This is a genomic window from Rhodococcus sp. JVH1 (assembly GCF_000280725.2).
GTDB lineage: Bacteria > Actinomycetota > Actinomycetes > Mycobacteriales > Mycobacteriaceae > Rhodococcus_F > Rhodococcus_F jostii_A.
The window spans coordinates 5,222,040-5,243,940 of record NZ_CP166289.1; the positions used below are offsets into that span (position 1 = coordinate 5,222,040).

Annotated in this window: 19 protein-coding genes and 1 pseudogene; 15 read left to right on the plus strand and 5 right to left on the minus strand. The window is 67.8% G+C overall.

Going from position 1 to position 21,901, the window contains the following annotated elements; translation table 11 throughout:
- The first annotated feature begins 36 nt into the window (after window positions 1–36).
- From JVH1_RS24225 to fdhD, 4 genes are read left to right on the plus strand one after another with little or no spacing between them, the layout of a single operon-like run.
- Window positions 37–1,122: an S-(hydroxymethyl)mycothiol dehydrogenase gene (locus JVH1_RS24225; RefSeq protein WP_009475280.1), complete on the plus strand. Its 1,086-nt coding sequence runs from the start codon at window positions 37–39 to the stop codon at window positions 1,120–1,122.
- On the plus strand, window positions 1,119–1,751 hold the full coding sequence (locus JVH1_RS24230; RefSeq protein WP_009475279.1) for an MBL fold metallo-hydrolase: 633 nt from the start codon (window positions 1,119–1,121) through the stop codon (window positions 1,749–1,751). Before JVH1_RS24225 ends, JVH1_RS24230 begins: the two co-directional genes overlap by 4 nt.
- A gap of 4 nt (window positions 1,752–1,755) precedes the next feature.
- Window positions 1,756–4,062, plus strand: coding sequence for an FdhF/YdeP family oxidoreductase (locus JVH1_RS24235; RefSeq protein ID WP_009475278.1), 2,307 nt, complete (start codon window positions 1,756–1,758; stop codon window positions 4,060–4,062).
- Window positions 4,062–4,883 carry a formate dehydrogenase accessory sulfurtransferase FdhD gene (gene fdhD / locus JVH1_RS24240; RefSeq protein WP_011595295.1) on the plus strand — a complete coding sequence of 274 codons (822 nt, stop codon included), beginning with the start codon at window positions 4,062–4,064 and terminating at the stop codon, window positions 4,881–4,883. The genes JVH1_RS24235 and fdhD overlap by 1 nt, the downstream gene beginning before the upstream one ends.
- 79 nt (window positions 4,884–4,962) lie before the next feature.
- Here fdhD and JVH1_RS24245 read toward each other — a convergent pair whose 3' ends face one another.
- The 3 genes from JVH1_RS24245 to JVH1_RS24255 form a co-directional block, all read right to left on the minus strand.
- A complete protein-coding gene (locus tag JVH1_RS24245; RefSeq protein ID WP_007301542.1) occupies window positions 4,963–6,201 on the minus strand; it encodes a LuxR C-terminal-related transcriptional regulator in 1,239 nt (412 codons plus the stop codon).
- A gap of 101 nt (window positions 6,202–6,302) precedes the next feature.
- Window positions 6,303–6,794 carry a Clp protease N-terminal domain-containing protein gene (locus JVH1_RS24250; RefSeq protein WP_009475275.1) on the minus strand — a complete coding sequence of 164 codons (492 nt, stop codon included), beginning with the start codon at window positions 6,792–6,794 and terminating at the stop codon, window positions 6,303–6,305.
- Complete coding sequence (locus tag JVH1_RS24255; protein WP_009475274.1) at window positions 6,791–7,006, minus strand: hypothetical protein; 216 nt, start codon at window positions 7,004–7,006, stop codon at window positions 6,791–6,793. The genes JVH1_RS24250 and JVH1_RS24255 overlap by 4 nt, the downstream gene beginning before the upstream one ends.
- Window positions 7,007–7,168: 162 nt before the next feature.
- Between JVH1_RS24255 and JVH1_RS24260 the strand changes: the two genes are divergently transcribed.
- The gene (locus tag JVH1_RS24260) at window positions 7,169–8,758 is read left to right on the plus strand and encodes a serine/threonine-protein kinase (protein ID WP_009475273.1); all 1,590 of its coding nucleotides are present in this window, start codon (window positions 7,169–7,171) and stop codon (window positions 8,756–8,758) included.
- 13 nt (window positions 8,759–8,771) lie between these two features.
- On the opposite strand, the gene JVH1_RS24265 is transcribed toward JVH1_RS24260, so the two are convergent.
- Entirely contained in the window at window positions 8,772–9,542 is a 771-nt protein-coding gene (locus JVH1_RS24265) for an IclR family transcriptional regulator (protein ID WP_009475272.1), read from the minus strand.
- A gap of 212 nt (window positions 9,543–9,754) precedes the next feature.
- Between JVH1_RS24265 and dctA the strand changes: the two genes are divergently transcribed.
- From dctA to JVH1_RS24315, 10 genes and pseudogenes are all read left to right on the plus strand, one after another.
- Entirely contained in the window at window positions 9,755–11,188 is a 1,434-nt protein-coding gene (dctA, locus tag JVH1_RS24270) for a C4-dicarboxylate transporter DctA (protein WP_009475271.1), read from the plus strand.
- Complete coding sequence (locus JVH1_RS24275; protein ID WP_009475270.1) at window positions 11,181–11,963, plus strand: MTAP family purine nucleoside phosphorylase; 783 nt, start codon at window positions 11,181–11,183, stop codon at window positions 11,961–11,963. The genes dctA and JVH1_RS24275 overlap by 8 nt, the downstream gene beginning before the upstream one ends.
- Before the next feature lie 4 nt (window positions 11,964–11,967).
- On the plus strand, window positions 11,968–12,375 hold the full coding sequence (locus tag JVH1_RS24280) for a gamma-glutamylcyclotransferase (protein ID WP_009475269.1): 408 nt from the start codon (window positions 11,968–11,970) through the stop codon (window positions 12,373–12,375).
- Window positions 12,376–12,401: 26 nt separating this feature from the next.
- A complete protein-coding gene (locus JVH1_RS24285; RefSeq protein WP_009475268.1) occupies window positions 12,402–13,223 on the plus strand; it encodes a hydroxypyruvate isomerase family protein in 822 nt (273 codons plus the stop codon).
- Between the two features lie 34 nt (window positions 13,224–13,257).
- A complete protein-coding gene (locus JVH1_RS24290; RefSeq protein WP_009475267.1) occupies window positions 13,258–14,142 on the plus strand; it encodes a 2-hydroxy-3-oxopropionate reductase in 885 nt (294 codons plus the stop codon).
- A gap of 36 nt (window positions 14,143–14,178) precedes the next feature.
- Window positions 14,179–15,984, plus strand: a complete 1,806-nt coding sequence (gene gcl / locus JVH1_RS24295; protein ID WP_009475266.1) for a glyoxylate carboligase — start codon at window positions 14,179–14,181, stop codon at window positions 15,982–15,984.
- A gap of 8 nt (window positions 15,985–15,992) precedes the next feature.
- Complete coding sequence (locus JVH1_RS24300) at window positions 15,993–17,144, plus strand: glycerate kinase (protein WP_009475265.1); 1,152 nt, start codon at window positions 15,993–15,995, stop codon at window positions 17,142–17,144.
- A complete protein-coding gene (alc, locus tag JVH1_RS24305; protein ID WP_009475264.1) occupies window positions 17,141–18,199 on the plus strand; it encodes an allantoicase in 1,059 nt (352 codons plus the stop codon). The genes JVH1_RS24300 and alc overlap by 4 nt, the downstream gene beginning before the upstream one ends.
- A gap of 53 nt (window positions 18,200–18,252) precedes the next feature.
- On the plus strand, window positions 18,253–19,650 hold the full coding sequence (locus tag JVH1_RS24310) for an NAD-dependent malic enzyme (protein WP_009475263.1): 1,398 nt from the start codon (window positions 18,253–18,255) through the stop codon (window positions 19,648–19,650).
- Window positions 19,643–20,005, plus strand: a pseudogene (locus JVH1_RS24315) (amidohydrolase family protein); the annotation flags it as partial. The gene JVH1_RS24310 and the pseudogene JVH1_RS24315, both read left to right, overlap by 8 nt.
- A gap of 40 nt (window positions 20,006–20,045) precedes the next feature.
- Here the strand turns inward: JVH1_RS24315 and JVH1_RS24320 are convergent.
- Window positions 20,046–21,287 carry an RNA-guided endonuclease TnpB family protein gene (locus JVH1_RS24320; protein WP_009475261.1) on the minus strand — a complete coding sequence of 414 codons (1,242 nt, stop codon included), beginning with the start codon at window positions 21,285–21,287 and terminating at the stop codon, window positions 20,046–20,048.
- Window positions 21,288–21,901: the final 614 nt, after the last annotated feature.

A 21,901-nucleotide genomic window follows, 5' to 3' on the forward strand; every position in this document is an offset into this window, starting at 1 on the left:
TCCCGCTATGACTGATCGACCGAAGGAATGAGTCCAATGCCGCAGCAGGTACGAGGCGTCATCGCCCGCTCCAAGGGTGCCCCCGTCGAGATCGCGACCGTCAACATTCCGGACCCCGGTCCCGGAGAGGTGGTAGTCGACATCGCGGCATGCGGTGTGTGCCACACGGACCTCACCTACCGCGACGGCGGGATCAACGACGAGTTCCCATTCCTGCTGGGCCACGAGGCTTCCGGCATCGTCGAGAGTGTCGGCGAAGGCGTCACGTCCGTGGCGGTCGGCGACTTCGTCGTCCTGAACTGGCGCGCCGTCTGCGGTCAGTGCCGCGCCTGTAAGCGCGGCCGCCCGCAGTACTGCTTCGACACGCACAACGCCGCGCAGAAGATGACGCTCGAGGACGGCACCGAACTGACTCCCGCCCTGGGGATCGGCGCGTTCGCCGACAAGACGCTCGTCCACGCCGGACAGTGCACCAAGGTGGATCCGTCCGCCGACCCAGCAGTCGTCGGACTGCTCGGCTGCGGCGTAATGGCCGGCCTCGGTGCCGCCGTGAACACCGGCAACGTCTCCCGCGGTGACACCGTCGCCGTCATCGGCTGCGGTGGTGTCGGCGACGCCGCGATCATGGGCGCCCGCCTGGCAGGCGCCGTGAAGATCATCGCGATCGACCGGGACGACAAGAAGCTCGAATGGGCGAAGGACCTGGGCGCGACGCACACGATCAACGGCGGCCAGGTGGACGCCGTCTCGGCCGTGCAGGAACTCACCGGCGGTTTCGGCGCCGACGTCGTGATCGATGCGGTCGGCCGCCCGGAGACGTGGAAGCAGGCGTTCTATGCCCGCGACCTCGCCGGCACCGTCGTGCTGGTCGGTGTCCCGACCCCCGACATGACCCTCGAGATGCCGCTGATCGACTTCTTCTCCCGCGGCGGATCCCTGAAGTCCTCGTGGTACGGCGACTGCCTGCCCGAGCGCGACTTCCCGGTGCTCGTCGACCTGTACCAGCAGGGCCGGCTGCCGCTGGACAAGTTCGTCACCGAGCGCATCAAGATCGACGAGGTGGAAGCGGCGTTCCACAGCATGCACGCCGGTGAGGTGCTGCGTTCGGTGGTCGTTCTGTGAGCGGGCAATTGCGGATCGAGCGGGTCGTCACCGAGGGAACGTTCGCCCTCGACGGCGGAGAGTGGAACGTCGACAACAACATCTGGCTGATCGGTGACGACACCGACGTCGTGATCGTCGACGCCGCCCACACCGCGCAGCCGATCATCGACGCGGTCGGAGGCAGGCACGTGAATGCCGTGATCTGCACGCACGGTCACAACGACCACGTCACCGTCGCCCCCGAACTGGCCGAGCGTCTGCACGCCCCTGTGCTGCTGCACCCCGGCGACGACGTGCTGTGGAAGATGAGCCACCCCGACGCCAAGTACTGGCATCTCGAGGACGAACAGCGGATCGCCATCGCGGGCACCGAGATCCAGGTGATCCACTCGCCCGGTCACTCACCGGGGTCGGTGTGCCTGTACCTGCCCGAGGCCGGGGCACTGTTCTCCGGCGACACCCTGTTCTCGGGCGGTCCCGGCGCCACGGGCCGGTCGTACTCGGATTTCCCGACCATCATCGGGTCGATCCGCGACCGGCTGTTCGCTCTTCCCGAAGAAACGCTCGTCCACACCGGACACGGTGACGGAACCACGATCGGCACCGAGGCCCCACACCTCGCCGAATGGATTGCACGAGGAAATTGACTCCATGACCGACACCACCGACAGGTACACCTTCGACGAGGACGATGTCGTCGTCACGCACGAGAAATCCTATGCGGCAGGTGTTCCTGCGGTGTTGGTGTCGTTGCGTCGTGGGCTCGAGCAGATGGGACCGGTGCGCACGGCCCGGACGTTGATGAAGTTGAATCAGCGGGACGGGTTCGACTGTCCGGGGTGTGCGTGGCCGGAGACTCCGGGGCACCGCAAGCATGCGGAGTTCTGTGAGAACGGTGCGAAGGCGGTCGCGGAGGAGGCGACCACCCGCAAGGTCGGCCCGGAGTTCTTCGCGGCGCATGCGGTGTCGGATCTGCTGGGTCGGACCGAGTTCTGGTTGGGGCAGCAGGGCCGGTTGACGCATCCGATGGTGCTGCTGCCGGGGTCGTCGCACTACGAGCCGATCGGCTGGGACGCGGCGTTCGCGATGATCGCCGGGGAGTTGCGGGCGTTGGCGTCGCCGCACGAGGCGGTGTTCTACACGTCCGGGCGCACCAGCAATGAGGCGGCGTTCGTGTACCAGTTGATGATCCGGGCGTTCGGAACCAACAACCTGCCGGACTGCTCGAACATGTGCCACGAGTCGTCGGGCAGTGCGCTGGTGGAGACGATCGGGATCGGGAAGGGGTCGGTGTCGGTTCCCGACCTCGAGAACGCGGACCTGATCCTGATCGCCGGGCAGAACCCGGGCACCAATCACCCGCGGATGCTCTCGACCCTGGAGAAGGCGAAAGCCAACGGGGCGAAGGTGATCGCGATCAACCCGTTGCCGGAGGCGGGGTTGATGCGGTTCAAGGACCCGCAGAAGGTGCACGGGGTCGTCGGTGACGGTGTGCAGATCGCAGACGAGTTCCTGCAGATCCGGATCGGCGGCGACCAGGCCCTGTTTCAGGGTTTGGGCCGTTTGCTGCTCGAGGCGGAGGACCGCAATCCCGGGACGGTGCTGGACCGGGAGTTCATCGACCGGCACACTGCCGGGTTCGAGGAGTGTGCGGCGCATCTGCGGAAGGTCGATCTGGGCACGGTGGCGGCGGCGACCGGGCTGACGCTCGCGCAGATCCAGCAGACGGCGGACGCGCTGATTTCCTCGAAGAAGACCATCATCTGCTGGGCGATGGGGTTGACGCAGCAGACGCACGGGGTCGCGACCATCCAGGACGCGGTGAACCTGCTGCTGTTGCAGGGGATGATCGGCAAGCCCGGGGCCGGGGTGTGCCCGGTGCGCGGCCACTCCAACGTCCAGGGCGACCGGACGATGGGGATCTGGGAGAAGATGCCCGAGTCGTTCCTGGCCGCCCTCGACGCCGAATTCGGCATCCGCTCGCCGCGCGAGCACGGTCTGGACGCGGTCGACTCGATCCGGGCGATGCGGGACGGGAAGGCGTCGGTGTTCCTCGGGATGGGCGGCAACTTCGTCTCCGCCACCCCGGACACCGAGACCACCGAGGCCGCGTTGCGGGGGTGCGCGCTGACCGTGCAGGTGTCGACGAAACTGAACCGCTCGCACCTGGTGACGGGGCGGACCGCGCTGATCCTGCCCTCGCTGGGCCGCACCGACAAGGACGTGCGGTCCGGTAAGAAACAGCAGGTCACGGTGGAGGATTCGATGTCGATGGTGCACCTGTCCCGCGGCAGCCTCACACCCGCGAGTGACCAGTTGCGCAGTGAGGTCGCCATCGTGTGTGGGATCGCGCAGGCCCTGTTCGGTCCCGACCATTCGGTGCCGTGGTCGGAATTCACCGCCGACTACGACCGCATCCGGGATTCCATCGCCCGGGTCGTTCCCGGGTTCGAGGACTTCAACCGCAAGGTCCGTCAACCGGATGGGTTCGGGTTGCCGCATCCACCCCGCGACGAGCGCCGGTTCGTGACGGACACGGGGAAGGCCAATTTCACGGTCAACGAGCTGTGCTGGCTGCCGGTCCCGCAGGGGAAGCTCATCCTGCAGACGATGCGGTCGCATGATCAGTACAACACCACCATCTACGGTCTCGACGACCGCTACCGCGGCGTGAAGGGCGGTCGGCGGGTGCTGTTCATCGCGCCCGAGGACATCGCCGCGTTCGGGTACGCGGACGGGGACCGGGTGGACCTGGTCTCCGAATGGACCACCCCCGACGGGACGGTGCAGGAGCGCCGCGCCGACGACTTCCGGCTGGTGCAGTACCCGACGCCGCGGGGTAATGTCGCCGCCTACTACCCGGAGACGAATGCGCTGATCCCGCTCGATCACGTGGCCCGCACGTCGAACACCCCGGTGTCGAAGGCGATCACGATCCGTCTCGAACGGCGTCTCTGATGGGGCGTGTGACCACCCGGACCCCGGTCACCCGGATCACCGACACCCGGCAGTCCACCCGACCGGACACCGTGGTGGTGGAGGAGCCGCTCGAGATCCGGGTGAACGGGACACCGCTGGCGGTCACCATGCGCACCCCCGGTTCCGATGTCGAACTGGCGCAGGGGTTTCTGCTGACCGAGGGCATCATCGCCGACCGCGCGGACATCGCGTCGATCCGCTACTGCAACAGCGTCGACGACAACGGTGTCAACACCTACAACGTCCTCGACGTGGACCTCGCGGCCGGGGTGTTCCTGCCCGACACCGGTATCGAACGCAACTTCTACACCACCTCGTCGTGCGGGGTGTGCGGGAAGGCGTCGCTGGACGCGATCCGGCAGCGGACGAAGCACTCACCGGCCACCGACACGGTGCGGGTGCCGGCCGCGACGATCGCGGAGTTGCCCGACCGGCTGCGGGCCGCGCAGCGGGTGTTCGAGACCACCGGAGGCCTGCACGCGGCCGGATTGTTCACCCGCACCGGGGAACTGCTCGCGATCAAGGAGGACGTGGGACGGCACAATGCCGTCGACAAGCTGATCGGCTGGGCCACCGAACAGAACCGGGTTCCGCTGCGGGGGAGCATCCTGCTCGTGTCCGGCCGGGCGTCGTTCGAACTGGCGCAGAAAGCGGTGATGGCCGGCATCCCGATCCTCGCCGCCGTGTCCGCACCCTCGTCGCTGGCGATCGACCTCGCCCACGACACCGGGCTCACCCTCATCGGGTTCCTCCGCGGCACCACCATGAACATCTACACCCACCCGGACCGCATCACCTGACGTGAGTGGCAAAGCGTGCGCCCGCATACTTTGCCACTCACGTGCGGGGGTCAGCGCCCGATCGGCGGCGTCGCGACGCTCATGCGTGCCTGCCGGTGGTGTCGGCGCGGATGCCCGCCTCGAGGGCGATCGCGCCCGCCTCACCTCGGGACGCCACCCCGAGCTTCTTCAGCACACCCGCGACATGGAATTTGACCGTGCTCTCGCTGATGCCGAGGCTGTCGGCGATCGCCTTGTTCCGCTTGCCGGTCGCGAGGTGACCCAGGACCTCGAGTTCGCGGGGGTTGAGGTCGCCGAGTTGCTGTTCGTCCGGTCGCGCCACCGGTACGTCGAGGGGGATCGCGACGGCCACCCGGGACCCCCACCCGTCGACCGACTCGACGTCGATCCGGCCACCGAGCGTGTGCACCCGGCCGGACAATTGCCGCACCAGCGCGTCGGTGTCGAGACCGCCGTCGCCGTCGTCGCGGACCTCGACCAGGAGGTTCGCGCCGTCACAGTCCCAGGCGATGCGGATTCGCTCGAGGGCGGCCTGCGCCGCGAATGCCAGGACGGCGCTCCGGACGACGGCCCGCGCCGCACTGGCCACTTCGCCGGGCAACGCCCGGCCGTCCACCGGCGGATCGACGTAGTCGACGCGCACGGGACGGTGCTGGAGCAGCGGCCGCAATTCGCCCTGCAGCCGGGCGAACGCGGTGGTGACCGCTTCCTCCGCGAGGTTGCGGTCGGATTCGCCCGCGGAGCGCAGGGTCACCAGCGCCGAGGACGCCGTCTCGCTCGCCGTGATCCGCGACCGACGGTCGTCGAGGTCCTTGGACCGGAGAGTCGACAGGATCGATTCGAGCGTCGCCGCGTGCAGGTCCGTCAGCTCCACGATGGTCCTGGCCCGTTCGCTCGACGCCGCCCGCGACTCCGCCAGGTACGCCGGGCTCGCCTGCGCCACCTGGTGCCGGATCGACACGGCGACGACGCCGAACGCGCCGGCTACCAGCGGGACCTCACGAATGCGCTGCCGCGGCTTCGGGAGAACGAGGAGGAGGGTCCCCGTCGCGTCCAGCAGCGCCCACACCTTCCGCTTCGCGCCGGCAATCACGGTCTGGTCGTCGAAAGGAGTGCCTTCCGTCATGCGGGTGCGCAACGCGTCCAGTTCGGCGATGGTGACGCGCTCGACCACCGACGGATCTCCGCTGACCTTGCGGGGACGTCCCGTGCATTCCCGGGTGAAGATCACGAGCGCGGTGTGCGGCCAGATGTCGGCGAGGAACTTGGAGAAGCGGACGGCGATGTCGGGCAGCGGACCGTCGATGACGTCCCGCATGGAACCGAGAACATCTGCAGGGGACACAGAAGTCGAGCTGGGAAGAACCACGTGTCGAGCCTATCCGCGCAGGCGGCGACTGCCGGGCCTGGGCCGTCCGCTCACGGTGCCGGCTCGGCGCGGGCGGCGTCGACGACGTCGGACCGGACGAGTTCCAGCAATTCCAGTGCCCGCGCCGTGGTGCCGTGCGTGATGGTGGCGACGGCTGCGACGAGGTCGGCTCCGACGATCGGTCTCCGTTCCGACTTCGCGAGAGCCACCGCATTGCGGAACGCGGCCTGGGCCGGTTCGGTCAGCCGCAGCGGTCCGGTGCGGGGGCGGCTCAGTGCGCTGGTGGCGACGCCCGCGTCCGTCATGCCTGCCGCCGCGAGGGCTTCCCCGTGCACGCGAATGACCGCCTCGCGCAGTGCGTCCCGGTTCGATCCGAGACGCTCGAATACTCGGGTTGCCGTACCGTCCTGCAGCGCGAACGATGCGAGCAGCAGGTGCTCGAGACCCGGTTCCCGGTCGCCCAGCCGGTCGGCCTCTGCTTCCGTTTCGGAGAACAGCGTCTTCATCGTCCGCATGTCGCGCCATGCCCGGGTGAATTTCATCGTGTGCCCCTCGTCTTCTTGTCGGAGGATCGTCCGGGACCGAGGCGTTTGTGCGCCGCCTGACCCGAGACGCCGAGAGCGTGGCCGATGTCCGCCCAGGTCCAGCCGGCGGACAGTGCGTGTGCGACGGCGTCACGCTCGAGCTGATCGGCCTGACGCCGCAGCGCGACGACGGCAGCGAAAGCGGTTGCCGGGTTCGGATCGTCACTCACGGTATCAACTTAAGTTGATGACGCGAATCCGTCAACCTTTGTTGATACCGGCCCTGGCGCCCGCCGCCCCGCCGACGGTGTCGCATCCCGCCGCGATGGGGAAGAATCAGCTCCGGTCGGGAGGTCCGTGCCGCACACGCGGTCGTCGAGGGGAACGGAAGAATGGCGGCAGGGTCGCGGGTCGGCACGCAGTTCGGGCAGTACCAACTGCGCGCGCTGCTGGGACGCGGCGGGATGGGCGAGGTCTACGAAGCGTTCGACACGGTCAAGGGGCGCACCGTGGCCGTGAAACTCCTCGACCTGGAACTGGCGAACGACGCGACCTTTCAGCAGCGTTTCCGCCGCGAATCACACGTCGCGGCGAGGTTGCAGGAGCCGCACGTAATCCCAATCCACGACTGGGGCGAGATCGACGGCGTCCTCTACATCGACATGCGCCTCGTTCCGGGCCAGGATCTGCGGTCGTTGCTGCGTTCGCAGGGCCCGATGGACGCGTCGCGAGCAGTCGTCATCGTGGAGCAAATCGCGTCCGCCCTCGACGCTGCACACGCGGACGGCTTGGTCCACCGGGACGTGAAGCCCGAGAACATCCTGGTCACTGCCAACGATTTCGCCTACCTCGTGGACTTCGGAATCGCCCACTCGAGTTCGGACCTCCGGCTCACCACGCTCGGCAGCGCTGTCGGCTCCTACGCGTACATGGCGCCGGAGCGATTCGACAACGCCCCGGTGGACGGTCGGGCCGATGTCTACTCGCTGGCGTGTGTGCTGCACGAGTGCCTGACCGGGGCGATCCCGTTCCCGTCGAACAGCATCAGCAGCGCGATCCGGGCGCACCTGGCGGCTCCCGCCCCGCGACCGAGCGCCGTCCGGCCCGACATCCCTGCCGCGTTCGACGGCGTCGTCGCGACGGGTCTCGCCAAGAGTCGCGATGCGCGCTATCGCACCGCGGGCGCACTGGCCGCCGCCGCGCGCGCCGCGCTGTCGGGGCGGCCGCCTGCCCGGACCGAGGTCGCGGGCCTGCATGCACCGACCCGGATCGACAGTGTCGGACGGCCACCGGAGTACCCGTCGACCAGCGTTCCGCAAGGCCCGCTCGCTCCGCCCCCGCACCGCCCGCCGCCGCGTTCGAGCTACGCGGCTGGTCCGCCTCCGCAGAAGAGGCGATCCACCGCCGTGCCCGTGATGGTGACGCTGCTGGTGGTGGCGGTCCTTGCGCTGGGAGGGGTGGTCGGCTGGCTGGTCCTGGACCGAAACCGATCGGACGACCCGTCGACAGCCGCGGTCACCACCATTGCGCAACCACCCGTCGTGCGGACGTCGACCGAGTCCGCGGCACCCGCTCCGCCTCCGACAATTCCGTCCGCGACCACGAGGACGACGACCACGCGAACGACGGTGGCGGCGCCGCCGCTGGTCGGGGAGGTGTCCGGCGCGGACGGGCAGGGCTTCATGTCGCCCGCGGACGCGCGCTGCAACCACACCAACCCGGCGGCGTTCATCGGGCGCACCACGAAATCACTCGTCGTCGTCTGCCAGACGGGGGTCGGACGGTACTACTACCAGGGCGTACGCATCAGCGACGGTGCCGCCATTTCCGTCGACGACCCCGTTCCGAACGGGTCCGGGTTCGTCGCCACCAACGCGGGCAACGGCACCCAATATCGTGTGACGCCGACGGCGCTGACCATCGTCGGTGGCGACGGGCAGGTCATCGCGACCGAACCGATGGTCGAATCCGCGTACCGCTGAGGTGGGGTTCCGATCAGAGCGCGGCGTTCTTGTCGAACTCGGTGCCGAGTTCCTTCGCCACGCGCTTGAGCAGCGGCACGATGTGGTCCGCCGACTCGAGGGTGACGCGGGCCGCAGGCCCCGAGACGGAAATGGCGGTGGGGGTCGGAGCGTTCGGCACCGGCACCGAGAAGCACCGGACGCCGATCTCCTGCTCGCCCTCGTCGATCGCGAACCCGCGATTTCTGCTCAATTCGAGATCGGCGATCAACATGTCGGGGTCGGTCAGGGAGTTCTCGGTGTACGTCGTCATTCCGGTCCGGCGGACCAGTGAGCGCACGGCGTCATTCGAGAGTTGCATGAGGATGGCCTTGCCGACGCCGGTGCAGTGCGGGTAGACGCGTCGGCCGACCTCGGTGAACATGCGCATCGCGTGCTCGGACGGCACCTGCGCGACGTAGACGGCCATGGTGCCGTCGAGGACGGCCATGTTCGCGGTCTCGCCGGTGCCTCGCACCAGTTCGGACAGGTGCGGTCGCGACCAGGCGCCGATCAGCTGGGTGGCGCTCTCGCCGAGGCGGATGAGCTTGGGCCCGAGCGCGTACCGCCGGGTGGGTAGCTGCCGCACGTATCCGCGGTTCATCAGGGTGCGGATGAGCCGGTGGATGGTCGGGAGGGGGAGTCCGGCCAGGTCGGCGAGTTCGCTGACCCCGATGGACCCGCCGGCGCTCGCCATGATCTCGAGTATGTCGAATGCGCGCTCGACCGACTGCACTCCGCCGGCCGGACTCTGACCGTTCGTCATGTCTGTCTCCATCCTCTGACTGCCCGAAAGCCCCCACATTCTTTCCGTCAGGCGGAAAGGGCGCTCCGTATGACGATAGCGCGGGAGTGGCGGATCGCGACGATTCCTTCGCTACATCGGTTGACAAAACGCGGTGTGACGGCGTTCACTATATCGAGATACGAAATACAACTTCCATATTATGGAAACGCCAAGCCCCGAGGGAGGGCCCCGTGTCTGACGTCGAAATCGCTGCGAAACCCACAAAGCAGCGTTGGTACAGATCACTTTTCGTCCAGGTCCTGATCGGAATCGCCCTGGGCATCGCCACCGGAATCCTGTTTCCGGAGTTTTCCCATCACCTGGCGCCACTGGGTGAGGGCTTCATCAAGCTGATCAAGATGGTCGTGTCCCCGCTGATCTTCCTGGTGATCGTCACCGGCATCGCCAAGGTCGGCAGCATGAAGGCGCTCGGCAAGATCGGCGGCAAGGCGCTGCTCTGGTTCACGGCCGCGACGACCTTCGCGCTCGGGCTCGGCCTGCTCGTCGGAAACCTCGTCAAGCCGGGTAGCGGGCTCAACATCGACCCAGCCACGCTGGACACCAGCGCCCTGGACGAGAAGACGCAGGGCGGCCACCTGCCGGGTGGCGTCGAGTTCGTCATGCACATCATCCCGACCAGCGTGTTCGATGCGTTCGCGCAGAACAACCTGCTGCAGGTGCTGCTGTTCGCGATCCTGTTCGGTGTCGCGCTGGCGTCCTTCAGTGAATCGGCTCCGCCGATCCTGATGGATGTGATCGACCAGACGCTGCACGTCATCTTCCGCATCGTCGGCTACATCATGTACCTGGCACCTCTCGGTGCGTTCGGTGCGATGGCATTCACCGTCGGCAACTACGGAGCCGGCTCCCTCAAATCCTTCGGAATGCTCATCCTCGCGTGCTACGGAGCGGCACTGGTCTTCATCGTCGTGCTGTCGATCGTGGTCAAGCTGATCACCGGAGTGAACGCGTGGAAGTTCATCAAGTACTGCCGCGAAGAATTCATGCTCGCCCTGGGCACCGGATCGTCCGAGGCGGTCATGCCCCGCATCATCAAGAAGTTGGACAACGCGGGATGCGACCGCGCGGTCGTCGGTCTGGTGATCCCTACCGGCTACTCGTTCAACCTCGACGGCGCCGCGATCTACCTGTCGCTGGCGATGATGTTCCTGGCGCAGGCGGTCGGGGTGGACCTCGGCTTCGGCGAGCAGCTCGCGATCATGGGCATCCTCATTCTCAGCTCCAAGGGAATGGCGGGTGTGCCGGGGTCGGCCTTCGTCGCCCTGTCCGCGACCGCTGCCGCGATCGGCGCGTTCCCCGTGGCCGCCGTCGCGTTGCTGCTCGGCGCCGACCGGCTCATGGACTCCATGCGCGTATTCACGAACCTGCTCGGTAACTGCCTCGCGACGTTCGTGGTCGCGAACTGGGAGGGCATGCTCGACAAGGACAAGATGCGAGCGGTTCTCGACGGGAAGGTCACGCCCGACGACCCGGACGACGTCACCGTCCACCCGCACCCCGGGCACGAACACCTCCAGGACGCCTCGGCACGGCCGGCGATCGAGAGGCCCGAAGCGCTGACCGCGAACGGGGCCTCGGAAGGAACGGTGAACCACCATGCCTGACACCCAGCCCACCGTCGGAGTGCTCGGCACCTGGGGATACCACGGACTCCTCGACGACGCCGAACAGGTCGACATCGACACCCCGTACGGGCCGACGTCGGACAGCATCGTCCTCGGGTCGTCAGGGGGCCGCCGGCTCGCGTACCTGACCCGCACCGGGCGACACCGCAACATCCCGCCCCACCGCATCAATGCCCGCGCCAACATCTGGGCCCTGCACAGCCTCGGCGTGCGCACGATCCTCGCGCCCACCCCGTCCGGCTCGCTGCGCCCGGCGATCGGCGTCGGCTCGGTTGTCGTGCCCGACCAGCTGGTCGACCGCACGGGCCGCACCGACGACACCTTCCACGACGACGACGTCCACATCTCCTTCGCGGACCCGTTCTGCGCCCACGGGCGCCGAGCGGTGGTGTCGACGCTCCGCAGGAACGGCTGGGTGGTCAACGACGGCGGTGTGATGGTGGCGATCCGCGGCCCGCGCTTCTCTACCCGCGCCGAATCACGTTGGTACGCGGCCCAGGGATGGGACCTGATCAGCATGACCCCGTATCCCGAGGCGGCGCTGGCCCGCGAACTGGGCATGTCCTACACCTGCATCGCCCTGGTCACCGATCATGACGTCATCAGCGACACCCCGTGGCCGGTCACCCAGGACCTGGTGCGCGAGGGGCTCGACGCCAACACCAAACGACTACGCGAAGCCCTGCTTCAGGTAGCGATCGAACTCGCAGGCAAGCCCGAAGCGGCGACACCTGCTTACGGAAGAAGGAGCTGACAAGATGGCCGAATTGTTCTGCAACGGTGGAGCGATGCGTGGCGGAAACCTGCATCACAACGTGTCTGCACACACGTTCCTCGGCACGGTCCGGACCGCACCGAAGTACCGATTCTTCTCCGTACGTGACGAATTCCCCGCACTGCTGCTGGCGGAGACCGGGGGAGCCTCGATCGAGGGCGAACTCTACGACGTGCCGATCGGCGACATTCGCACCGACTTCCTCCCCGAGGAGCCCGAGGAACTCGAGCTCACCGTGATCGAACTGTCCGACGGCCGTTCGGTTCTGGCGGTAGGCCTGCGACCGGGCCTCCTCGAGAGCCGGGCCGGCGAGCTCACCGAGATCACCGATCACGGCGGCTGGCGACGCTACCGAGGCCTGCCCGAGCCCGACAACACCACAGTCTCCTGAACACCCCGAGAGCGAAAGAACAACCGATGGATACCTTGGCCTACACCCTGAACTGCTCGATCCTGCTCACCGACGTCCCACTCCTGCAGCGCCCACAGGCTGCCCGGGATGCCGGATTCGACGCCGTCGAATTCTGGTGGCCCTTCGACACCGCCGTGCCGCGGGACAGCGACGTCGACGCGTTCGTGGCCGCGATCGAGAACGCCGGAGTGCAGCTCACCGGGTTGAACTTCGCGGCGGGCAACATGCCGGCGGGGGACCGCGGACTGCTGTCCGACCCGGCGCAGGTCTCGGCGTTCCGCGACAACATCGACATCACCGTCGGAATCGGAGAACGGCTGGGCACCAAAGCTTTCAACGCCCTGTATGGTAATCGTATCGACGGGACGGATCCGAAGATTCAAGACGGCACGGCCACCGAGAACCTCGCCCAGGCCGGCAAGGCGGCAGATCGCATCGGTGCCGTCGTACTCGTCGAACCGGTCAGCGGCACGCCGGCGTACCCGCTGAAGAGCGCGGCCGACGCGATCGCCGTGATCGACCGGGTGAAGGCGGAACACGGTGTCGATTCGCTCCGGCTCCTCGCGGACCTCTACCACCTCGAGGTCAACGGCGACGACGTCGGCGCCGCGATCGACACGTACGCGGACCGCATCGGGCACGTGCAGATCGCGGATGCTCCCGGTCGCGGAGAACCCGGCACCGGAACACTCGACATCGACGGCTACCTGAAGAGGCTCGCCGGACACGGCTACCGCGGATATGTGGGGCTCGAGTACAAGTCCACCCGACCGGACACCTTCGACTGGTTGCCCCGCGAACAGCGCGCGTCCCGCGCCGGCCACTGACACACCACCACTTTCGACGGAATCGAGGACACTCGTGAGCACTATCGCATTCATCGGACTCGGAATCATGGGCAGCCCCATGGCCGTTCATCTCGCCAACGCCGGCTATCAGGTGGTCGGATACAACCGCTCGCCCGAGCGCACCGCGGCACTCGTCGAGGCCGGCGGCACCGCAGCGGACTCCATCGCCAAGGCCGTTGCCGGCGCCGACGTCGTGGCCGTGATGGTCCCCGACTCGCCCGACGTACAGGCGGTACTCGCCGGTGAGGGCGGAGTCTTCGAGCACGCCCCGGCAGGCGCGCTGATCATCGACTTCTCCAGCATCCGGCCCGACGTCACCACCGCACTCGCCGCGCAGGCGGCCGAGCGTGGATTCCGGCTGATCGACGCCCCGGTGTCGGGTGGCGAGGCCGGGGCGGTCAACGCCGCACTGTCGATCATGGTCGGCGGCGCCCCGGAAGACTTCGAGTCGGCCAGGCCGATCCTCGACGTCGTCGGGAAGACCGTGGTCCACGTGGGCCCGAACGGCTCCGGACAGACGGTGAAGGCAGCGAACCAGCTGATCGTCGCCGGCAACATCCAGCTCCTCGCGGAGGCGATCATCTTCCTCGAGGCCTACGGTGTCGACACCGCGGCCGCCGTGGAGGTACTCGGCGGCGGGCTTGCCGGATCGGCCGTCCTGAACCAGAAGGCGCAGAAGATGCTGGACCGGTCGTTCGAACCCGGATTCCGTATCGACCTGCACCACAAGGACCTCGGCATCGTGACCAGCGCTGCCCGTGAGGCAGGCGTCGTGACACCCCTCGGCGCCGTCGTCGCCCAGCTGATGGCTTCGGCCCGTGCGAACGGTGATGGTGGCCTGGATCATTCGGGCCTGCTGCGCGGAGTGGAGCGGCTGTCCGGCCGCCCCTCCCAGTGACCCGCTTCAACTCGTAATCCTCGATGGAGAACTGATATGCCTCGTATGCGCGCCGCTGATGCAGCGGTCAAGATTCTGGAACTCGAAGGTGCCACCCAGGCCTTCGGCCTCCCCGGTGCGGCGATCAACCCGTTCTACGCAGCAATGCGTGACCACGGTGGGATCAAGCACGTCCTCGCCCGCCACGTCGAGGGCGCATCCCACATGGCCGAGGGATTCACCCGCGCCAAGGCCGGGAACATCGGTGTCTGCATCGGGACGTCCGGGCCGGCCGGGACCGACATGATCACCGGCCTGTACTCGGCGATGGCGGACTCGATCCCGATCCTCGCGATCACCGGGCAGGCCCCGGTCGCGCGCCTGCACAAGGAAGACTTCCAGGCCGTCGACATCGCCTCGATCGCGGGTCCGGTCACGAAGATGGCGATGACGGTGCTCGAGCCCGCCCAGGTTCCGGGTGCGTTCGCGCAGGCATTTCACCTGATGCGGTCCGGCAGGCCCGGACCGGTTCTCATCGACCTGCCGATCGACGTGCAACTGGCGGAGATCGAGTTCGACCCGGACACCTACCAGCCGCTGCCCGTGTACAAGCCGGCGGCGACCCGGGCGCAGGCGGAGAAGGCCCTCGACATGCTGGGGGCCGCCGACCGCCCGCTGATCGTCGCCGGCGGCGGCATCATCAACGCCGACGCCGCGGATCTGCTCGTGGAACTGGCGGAACTGCTGGACGTTCCGGTGGTGCCGACGCTGATGGGCTGGGGCACCATCCCGGACGACCACCGCCTCGCCGCGGGCATGGCCGGTCTGCAGACCGCCCACCGGTACGGCAACGCGACCATGCTGGCCTCGGACTTCGTCCTGGGCATCGGCAACCGCTGGGCCAACCGGCACACGGGCGGTCTCGACACCTACCGCAAGGGGCGCAAGTTCGTTCACGTCGACATCGAACCCACCCAGATCGGCCGCGTGTTCGCACCGGACTACGGGATCGTCTCCGACGCCAAGGCGGCGCTCGAACTGTTCGTCGCCGTTGCGAAGGAGCGCAAGGCCGCCGGAACCCTGGCGGACCGCAGCACCTGGGTCGAGGACTGTGCCACCCGGAAGCGGACCATGCAGCGCAAGACCCACTTCGACGACGTCCCGGTCAAGCCGCAGCGGGTGTACGAGGAGATGAACCGCGTCTTCGGGCGCAACACCCGGTATGTCAGCACGATCGGGCTCTCGCAGATCGCCGGCGGCCAGTTCCTGCACGTCTACAAGGCCCGCAACTGGATCAACTGCGGGCAGGCCGGGCCGCTGGGCTGGACCATCCCCGCCGCTCTCGGAGTGGTTGCCGCGGAGCCGGAGACCCCCGTCGTGGCGCTGTCCGGTGACTACGACTTCCAGTTCATGATCGAGGAACTGGCGGTGGGCGCCCAGTTCAACCTGCCGTACATCCACGTCGTGGTGAACAACTCCTACCTGGGACTGATCCGGCAGGCGCAGCGCGCATTCGACATGGACTTCTGCGTGCAGCTGGGCTTCGACAACATCAACACCCAGGAAACCACCGAACACGATGTGCTGCCCGCGGTCCCGAAGGGCTACGGCGTCGATCACGTCAAGGTCGCCGAGGGTCTGGGTTGCAAGGCGCTGCGGGTCACCGAGCCCGGCGAGATCGCAGGCGCACTCGAGAAGGCGCGTGAACTCGCCGGTGAGCACAAGGTGCCGGTGGTGGTCGAGGTCTTCCTCGAGCGGGTCACCAACATCGCGATGGGAACCGAGCTCGACAACGTCGCCGAGTTCGAGGACCTGGCGGAGAGCTGGGAGCACGCTCCCACAGCCCTCATGCTGCTGGACTAGGGGGCACCGTGACACGTGTACTGGTCGCACCCGACAAGTTCAAGGGATCCCTCACCGCCGCGGAAGTGGCGGACGCCCTCGCCGCCGGACTCGTCGCCGGTGATCCCTCCTGGGTGATCGATCGTGTCCCGGTCGCGGACGGCGGCGACGGTACCGTTGCGGCGGCCGTCGCGGCAGGGTGGTCTCCGGTCGCGGTCGCCACCACGGGGCCGACGGGTCTACCCGTCACCTCGTCCTACGCGGTGCGCGGCTCGACCGCGGTGGTCGAACTGGCATCGGCCGTGGGCTTGGTACTGCTCCCGAACGGTGTGGCGGATCCCTTGGGTGCCAGTACATTCGGACTCGGCACCGTCGTCAGGCACGCGCTGGAGGGGGGAGCCCGCGAGATCATCGTCGGTCTCGGGGGCAGCGCGTCAACCGACGGCGGTGCCGGCTTGTTACAGGCCCTCGGCGTGCATGTCCTCGACGCCGGCGGCAACGAGGTCGCGCAGGGGGGAGCGGCGCTGCTCCGGGCCGCCCGGGTCGACCTGACCGGTCTCCACCCGGCGGCGCGTGCGGCGCACTTCCGGCTCGCCTGCGACGTCGACAATCCGCTCCTCGGCCCGACCGGCGCCACCGCCGTGTACGCAAGCCAGAAGGGCGCCGCCGCAGGAGAACTGGTCGTGCTCGAGGACGCCATGACCCGGTGGGCGCAGGTCGTGCGCGCCGCGACCGGCCGCGACGACAGCCGGATCGCGGGAGCGGGCGCCGCGGGAGGCGCGGCGTTCGGCGCGATCTCGGTGCTGGGGGCGGACACCCGGCCCGGCATCGACACGGTCCTCGGGCTCGTCGACTTTCCCGGGAGGCTCGCCGGGGCAGACCTCGTCATCACCGGTGAGGGGTCGCTCGACGAGCAGAGTCTCCACGGCAAGGCACCGATCGGCGTCGCCACCGAAACACGCAGGGCCGGAATCCCCGTCCTGGCCGTCTGCGGCCGAAACCTGCTCAGCGACATCCAATTGCACAGCGCCGGCATCTCCGCGGCGTACGCGCTCGCGGACCTCGAACCGGACCTTCATCGATCGATCAGAGATGCGGCGGAACTACTGCGCCGGATCGGCTGCACGATCGCGGCATCGACTGCCGAACTCGCACCACTCAGCACACGAGGAGAATCATGACGTCAACCGACTTCACCGCACTACCCGACCTCGCCTCACGCGCCCTCGGCGGAAGCGTCTCCGCGGCCAACGACGAACTGTTCGCCCAGCGGGAGAACCTCATCAAGGCGGAGGCCCCGTTCTTCGACCCGTCCGATTTCGGGCACAAGGGCAAGGTGTACGACGGGTGGGAGACCCGCCGCCGCCGCGACGACGGCCACGACTACGCGATCGTCCGCCTCGGGGCCGCGGGCATCATCCACGGAATCATCGTGGACACCGCGCACTTCAAGGGAAACTACCCGCCCTTCATCTCCATCGAGGCGGCGTCGATCGAGGGCTACCCGTCCATCGAGGAGGTCATGAAGGCGGACTGGCAGACCATCGTCGAGAAGTCCCCGGCCGAGGGGCACGCCGCGAACGCCTACGCCGTCGCCGACCGGCACCGGTGGACACACGTGCGGCTGTCCATCTACCCCGACGGCGGCGTCGCACGGTTGCGGGTACACGGTGAGGTCGTGCCCGACCCCCGGTTCCTCGACGGGACGGTGGACCTGCTGGCCGCGGAGAACGGCGGACGCCTCGTCGGCTGCTCCGACGCGTTCTACGCGTCGCCCGCGAACATCATCCTTCCCGGCCGGGCCCGGAACATGGGGGAGGGCTGGGAGAACTCCCGGCGTCGTGGCGGCGGCAACGACTTCGCTGTGTTCTCGCTGGCCGCGGCAGGCAATCCCCGGCACGTCGAGATCGACACCAGCTACTACGTGGGGAACGCGCCCGGCTGGGTGCGGCTGAGCACCGCCGACGCGCGGACCGCCGACATCGCCGACGAGAGCGCGTGGACCGAACTGCTGTCCCGCACAGCCGTGCAGCCCGACACGAGGCACCGCTTCGTTCTGGACGCCACCGACGCGGCCACGCACCTGCGACTCGACGTCTACCCCGACGGTGGCCTGTCCCGGCTGCGGCTGTTCGGCGACCTCGACGCGACAGCGCTGTCGGAGACCCGACGCACCTGGTGGGAAGCCCTTCCCCAGAGCCATCAAGCGCTCGTCGCCGACCAGGCACCGCGCTAGTCCGAGCACCGGCGCGCTCTCCACCCCTACCTGACGAACCCGAGGAAACACGCATGCCCAATCCCAGTCCCGGTTACTCCATCACCGTTCGCGTCACGGCCCCGGTCGGCGCAGGTACCACCTCGACTCTCGCGGGGGCGGTGGCCTCCGTGAAGGGCGCCATGACCGCGTTGGACGTGGTGGAGAGCCACCCCGACCACATGGTCATCGACGTGACGTGCGACGCCTCCGACGTCGAGCACGCCGAGCAGATCGCGTCCGCGATCGCCGACGTGCCCGGCGTCGTGGTCGGCAAGGTCAGTGACCGCACGTTCCTGCTCCATCTCGGCGGGAAACTCGAAGTGGTGCCGAAGGTTCCGCTCAAGCACCGCGACGACCTGTCCCGCGCGTACACCCCCGGCGTCGCCCGGGTCTGCACCGCGATCGCGGAGAACCCCGAGGACGTGCGGCGGCTGACGATCAAGCGCAACACCGTCGCGGTCGTCACCGACGGCTCGGCCGTGCTGGGGCTGGGCAACATCGGCGCCGCCGCGTCGATTCCCGTGATGGAGGGCAAGGCGGCCCTGTTCAAGCAGTTCGCGGACGTGGACGCGTGGCCGGTCTGCCTGGACACCCAGGACACGGACGCGATCGTCGAGATCGTCCGGGCCCTCGCACCGGTGTACGGCGGAATCAACCTCGAGGACATCTCCGCCCCACGCTGCTTCGAGATCGAGGCACGGCTCCGCGACATGCTGGACATCCCGGTCTTCCACGACGACCAGCACGGCACCGCAATCGTGGTTCTCGCCGCCCTGACCAACGCCCTGCGGGTGGTCGAGAAGAGCCTCGACACGGTGAAGATCGTGGTGTCGGGTGTCGGCGCCGCCGGACATGCGATCATCCGCCTGCTGGTCGCGCAGGGGGCGACGAACATCGTGGCGTGCGGGCGGAACGGAATCCTCTCGCCCGACGACACGTCCGACTCCTTCCGGTCCTGGATCGCGAACAACACCAACCCGGAAGCGCGGTCCGGATCGCTGCAGGACGCAGTGGTCGGCGCGGACGTGTTCATCGGTGTCTCGGCGCCGGACATCCTGACCGGCGACGATATCGAGACGATGGGTCCCGACTCGATCGTGTTCGCCCTCGCGAATCCGGTGCCCGAGGTCGATCCCGTCGCCGCCGGCAGGCACGCGGCCGTCGTCGCGACCGGACGGTCGGACTTCCCGAATCAGATCAACAACGTGCTCGCGTTCCCGGGCGTGTTCCGGGGCCTGCTCGACGCGCACGCCGTCGAGATCACCGACGACATGCTCATCGCGGCCGCCCGCGCGATCTCCGATTCGGTGTCTCCGTCGGAACTCAACCCCACGTACATCGTGCCGAGTGTGTTCGATGCCGCAGTCGCCCCGGCCGTGGCGGCGGCGGTGCGCAGCGTTGCCGACGCAGGTGGTGAACACGATGTCTGACCGGCTCGACCTGCTGTTCCGCGCCCCGCGGGTGATCACCGCGGCGGTCGCCCGCTGCGTGGGTGTGCGGGACGGCCGGATCGTCGTCATCGAACCGTTCGGCGCCCAACTCGACGCCGAGGTCGTGGTCGAACTGGGCGACGACGAGGTGCTGATCCCCGGTCTCGTCGACACGCACGTGCACGTCAACGAACCGGGCCGCACCGAGTGGGAGGGGTTCGCGAGCGCGACCCGGGCCGCGGCCGCAGGCGGGGTGACCACGATCGTCGACATGCCGCTCAACAGCATCCCGCCGACCGTCGACGTCGCGGCACTGGACGTCAAACGCCGGGTCGCCGCCGATCAGGCGTACGTCGGTTAACGGTGGCAACTCGTCGAGTGCAACAGGAAGCATATCAACTACTCGGCCGTGAGGGGCCGGGTTTGCTGCTCACGTTCCCACTGGCTGTGGGAGGGGTGGCTGCTATGGGCGCGGTTGATTGGGCGGCCCTGTAGGTGCAATGTCCGAGTGCGGCGATGTTGCGGGCCGCATTGTGGTCGGCGTGACCGGTCCACTGGCAGTATCGGCATCGGAATGTTGCTTGCGAGACCCGGTTCGCTTTGTCGCAGTACCCGCATTGTGAGCAGGTCCGCGATGTGTTCCGGGGGTCGACGACAGCGACGGGCACCCCAGCCCTCTCGGCTTTGTAGGTGATCTGTGCCCGTAGCTGGGCGTATCCCCACGAGTGGAGTTGGGTCCGTTGCCGTCGGGCTAGCCGTACCCGGTCGCGGATACCTGACAGGTCTTCTATCGCGATCCCACGACCGGTGCGTTGTGCTCGGGCAACAATAGTTTTCGACAGTTGATGGTTGATGTCGGTGGCGAACCGCTGTTCCTTTCGTCGCCGTGTCTTCAATTTCCGTTTCGCTGATTTCGTGCCGACTCGCTGCAAACTTGCGCGCATCGCGGCGTTCTTCTTTCGGCGCGCCGTCACTGCCCCGGCGGACCACCGCACGTCGAGGGCGGTCGGATCGTCGTCAGTGGTGACAGCGAGGTTCACGATCCCCAGATCCACACCCAACCAGCCAGCGGCGGTGTCCGGCGGCTCGACCGGTTCCGGTGCGGGTTCGTCGACAGTGGCATACAGGTAGAACAGGCCGTCGCGGTAGACGAGGTCCGTTTCCCCCTTACGGGCGGCCAGGAGTGTGCGTTGCCACGGCGCGCACACGAACCGCACACCCCGCATCCGGCCCGCCGTGGTCCAGATCGACACAGTCGAGGAATCCACTTGCCACGACAGGCACCTGTCGTCGAACGGTTGCGCAGCATGCGGCCGGAACTCGACCGCGGTACCGGCCACCGCCGTATACCGAGTCGACCCCGGTCGACCGTAGTTTCCGTTGCTCAGGTTCGCCTGCCGGGTGGTGTACGCGTCGGCAACTTTCCGCAGAACATGCAACGCCGGCTGCGCGGAGAGGCCCCGGGTCTTCACCATCGGATACAGCGCGACCTGCAACGCCCGCCGCGACCGCAATCCCCTCGAGTGAGCCCACCCGGCAACCTCATTGGCAACCTCATTGCACAACACCAACGTCGATTCCAGCGCCGCAGACTGATCAGGACTGGGGACGAGCTTGACCACGACAATCCGTTTCACTTCGCACTCAACACCTTTGATGGCCTAGGAGCCTTCACCGCTCCGATGCCGACGCGGTGTCACCAGATAATGACAGAGGGGTCCGACAAGTCCGGGGTACCCTCACCGAATTCGACGGCGACACCGTCACGTGCACTGCGATGGGAGTTCCCATACGCAAATAATTGTGGGGCAACCACTTCTGGTCGTCGCATACTTCGTCGCGCTGCGAGTGGAGCGCGCTGTCGATCATTGCCGCAAGCCTTACCATCAGAAACGACTCGACTCGCCAACCACACCCACCTCCCTCCCGAAGCGGCCCCGCACCACAGATCAGCTTCTTCACGGGCTTGGACGGGCGGTATTCCGCTGATAGCTCATTTGGACTCGAACACGCCCGCGTCGTGCAGGGCCCGTAAAGTCCGGGACGTTGGGGGTACGGCGCGGCCAGGAATCCGACGTCGACGCGCGAACTGGCGCTGAAAGAGATCGCCGGGTTCGGCGCGGCGTAATCGTGCACGCAGCCCTCGCCGGCGTCGTGCGCAGTACCTGGCTGGCCGGCAAGCGGATCGACCTCGACGAGGCGCCCCGGGGCCGACTGCTCAGCCGCGGACTGGCCTGACGCCGCCGCACCC

Coding starts and splice junctions, on each gene's coding strand:
- JVH1_RS24225 (WP_009475280.1), top strand. CDS start 37: ATGCCGCAGCAGGTACGAGGCGTCATCGCCCGCTCCAAGGGTGCCCCC.
- JVH1_RS24235 (WP_009475278.1), top strand. CDS start 1,756: ATGACCGACACCACCGACAGGTACACCTTCGACGAGGACGATGTCGTC.
- fdhD (WP_011595295.1), top strand. CDS start 4,062: ATGGGGCGTGTGACCACCCGGACCCCGGTCACCCGGATCACCGACACC.
- JVH1_RS24245 (WP_007301542.1), bottom strand. CDS start 6,201: ATGCGGGACGTCATCGACGGTCCGCTGCCCGACATCGCCGTCCGCTTC.
- JVH1_RS24250 (WP_009475275.1), bottom strand. CDS start 6,794: ATGAAATTCACCCGGGCATGGCGCGACATGCGGACGATGAAGACGCTG.
- JVH1_RS24260 (WP_009475273.1), top strand. CDS start 7,169: ATGGCGGCAGGGTCGCGGGTCGGCACGCAGTTCGGGCAGTACCAACTG.
- JVH1_RS24265 (WP_009475272.1), bottom strand. CDS start 9,542: ATGACGAACGGTCAGAGTCCGGCCGGCGGAGTGCAGTCGGTCGAGCGC.
- JVH1_RS24275 (WP_009475270.1), top strand. CDS start 11,181: ATGCCTGACACCCAGCCCACCGTCGGAGTGCTCGGCACCTGGGGATAC.
- JVH1_RS24280 (WP_009475269.1), top strand. CDS start 11,968: ATGGCCGAATTGTTCTGCAACGGTGGAGCGATGCGTGGCGGAAACCTG.
- JVH1_RS24285 (WP_009475268.1), top strand. CDS start 12,402: ATGGATACCTTGGCCTACACCCTGAACTGCTCGATCCTGCTCACCGAC.
- gcl (WP_009475266.1), top strand. CDS start 14,179: ATGCCTCGTATGCGCGCCGCTGATGCAGCGGTCAAGATTCTGGAACTC.
- alc (WP_009475264.1), top strand. CDS start 17,141: ATGACGTCAACCGACTTCACCGCACTACCCGACCTCGCCTCACGCGCC.
- JVH1_RS24310 (WP_009475263.1), top strand. CDS start 18,253: ATGCCCAATCCCAGTCCCGGTTACTCCATCACCGTTCGCGTCACGGCC.